Source organism: bacterium (assembly GCA_018812485.1).
Lineage (GTDB): Bacteria > JAHJDO01 > JAHJDO01 > JAHJDO01 > JAHJDO01 > JAHJDO01.
On sequence record JAHJDO010000163.1, the window covers coordinates 1 to 2,545 of the forward strand.

At 42.1% G+C, this 2,545-nt stretch carries 3 protein-coding genes; 1 reads left to right on the forward strand and 2 read right to left on the reverse strand.

Going from position 1 to position 2,545, the window contains the following annotated elements; genetic code table 11:
• A partial coding sequence (locus tag KKC91_12755) for a glycoside hydrolase (GenBank protein ID MBU0479412.1) occupies positions 1 to 381 on the reverse strand: 381 nt, incomplete at its 3' end.
• Positions 371 to 697 carry a septum formation initiator family protein gene (locus KKC91_12760; protein ID MBU0479413.1) on the reverse strand — a complete coding sequence of 109 codons (327 nt, stop codon included), beginning with the start codon at positions 695 to 697 and terminating at the stop codon, positions 371 to 373. The genes KKC91_12760 and KKC91_12755, both read right to left, overlap by 11 nt.
• A gap of 155 nt (positions 698 to 852) precedes the next feature.
• On the opposite strand from KKC91_12760, the gene KKC91_12765 reads away from it, so the two are divergent.
• Positions 853 to 2,016, forward strand: a complete 1,164-nt coding sequence (locus KKC91_12765) for an integrase (GenBank protein MBU0479414.1) — start codon at positions 853 to 855, stop codon at positions 2,014 to 2,016.
• Positions 2,017 to 2,545: the final 529 nt, after the last annotated feature.

Sequence of the window (2,545 nt, forward strand, 5' to 3'; positions counted from 1 at the left end):
ATGGACCCCCCTTTTGGAAAGGATCTCGGAATAGCGCGGGAAGGGTTTGATCATTGTATCCCAGTTGGCAAGGAAAAAATTTTCGAGGAGAAACACCTTGTCCTCATCGGAGAGTTCGGAAGCCTTTTTTATGCTCAGTTCAAGGTAGCGGTCCCGGGCATTGTTGTCTGAATAATCCGAAATCTGTTCGAGGAGGGAAGGGGTGAAGTTAAAGGTCTGTTTAATCGCAGGGAAGCCGCTCTGAATCTCTACCATATCAAGATAGTCCTTCGTGCCGTGGAGCCTCACCCATGGAAGTCTGTAGAGGCCTGTGAGAGGTTCTTTATAGAAAGGCTGGTGCATATGCCAGAGGAAGGCGATGTAGAGAGGGCTATCGGTCATACTTGAAGATATATTCGTCAGGCTTTGCTAATCCAAAGTCCTCCCTCGCATGTTTTTCCCTGTGGTAGGGGTCTTCCTTGAGGGACTTTATCTGGGTCCTGAGTTCTTCATTCTCCTGGTTTATTTCCCTGATATCATTTTCGATGCTCGTTTTTTTCTGATGAAGTTCCCTGTATTTCAGAAACCCCATATCCCCGAAGATGATATTGGCGAGAAGGTAGAGGAAGCTCAGGAAGACGATGGTATAGAAGATAAGCCTTCTCTTCCTGACCTCAGATGCGACCTGTTGCCGCAGGCGGTTAACGGGAGTAGCCATTACTATAAATTATAGAACGCTTTTTTGACTTTGTACACTGCAGAATTTGCCAGCGAATTGACTCACAAAAAATGTTACCGTAGATAGCCTCAAAGGGATATCGTTGACTCATAATGCATGTTACCGAAAAAACATGCATAGAAAGGTACTGCATTATGAGCTCAAAATCCAAAAGGGAATATCTTGAAGCGATCCATCAGAGGTACAAAAAAGCTTCTCGCAAGCAGAAAGCGCTTATCCTGAATGAATTCTGTGTCACCTGCGGCTATCATCGAAAACACGCTATTCGTCTCCTGAGAAAGTTCACCCGTTATATACAACCCAAAAAGAAGAAGCGGGGAAGGAAACCCCTGTATAGTAAACCCGCGATTGTGAAACCACTGAAGAAGATATGGTTGTCCGCTAATCTTCCCTGTTCAAAGAGATTGAAAGCAGTATTACCCTTATGGCTGCCTGGGTATGTTCAGGAATATGGGAATCTTCCCCCAGTGGTTATTGAAGCACTTAGCACCATATCTCCTGCTACTATTGACAGGCTCCTGCAACCGGTCAGGGTGCAATATAAAGGGCGTGGCCGGGCCACTACAAAGCCAGGAACTCTTCTGAGAAAGCAGATACCGATTAAGACAAACCAATGGGACGAATCCCGTCCCGGATTTCTGGAAGCCGACACCGTAGCTCATTGCGGTACCTCCATGGCTGGTATGTTTGCGTTCACCATAGACTCTGTAGATATTGCAACCGGGTGGACTGAGCAAAGAGCCGTATGGGGCAAAGGGGAAACGGATGTGTTAGTGCAGATCAAAGACATTGAAGTATCTCTGCCATTTCCTTTGCTCGGATTTGACTGTGATAACGGCGGAGAGTTTCTCAATTATCACCTTCTAAGACATTTTACAGAACGGAAACAACCAGTTCAGTTTACCCGGAGCAGAGCTTATCACAAAGACGATAACGCTCATGTGGAACAAAAAAATTGGACTCATGTCAGACAGTGGCTGGGATATCACCGGTTCGATAACCCGGAGATTGTACCACTTCTCAATGATCTCTATAAGACAGAATGGAGGCTATTCCATAATTTCTTCTGCCCTTCTGTGAAGCTTATCGAAAAACAACGGATTGCCTCAAAAACCATAAAACGCTATGATAATCCCAAGACGCCTTATCAGAGGGTCATGGATTCACCGTATATTCCTCTTTCTACAAAAAAGGAGCTTACTGAATTGTTTGAAAAGCTGAATCCATTCCATCTCAGAAAAGCTATGGAAGATAAGATGAAAAAGATCTTCCTCTTATGCTACAAAAACTCACGTTGAGTCACCGGTCCTTCGGTAACATTTTCTTATGAGTCAACTGGTGTAACCTTGTGGCGAATTTAACAGGTATTCTTTTGCAGGTTCGGCATATCTGCCCTGAAATATTCATTTTCACATGCAGTTGATCAAAATATAACAAAATATGTCATTCTCTGATATACAGATATGGAAATAAGGTAATATAGGTAATATTATGTGGAAAAAAATACCTGCTCTTCAGGTCTATTTAAAAAAACGCATTGTTTTTACATTCCCTGAATCCTCAACACCCTACTAAGGTAGGATTGCAATATGCTTGTAAAAAAGCAATAATATTATCAAGATAGAGAAGATGTGTTAAAGGAAAGGGATAATTTTTGCAATACTTTTATTGTGAAAGAAAATAGAGGCATATAATTTGCTTACATTTAAAGCAATAATTGCTTGTTGTTTCTAAGGAGGTATCCAATGCCGACAAATACATTTATGAAATCAAAAACAGTTTTTTATAACCTGTTTATATGCCTTATTGTTTTATTAGCGTGCTCAA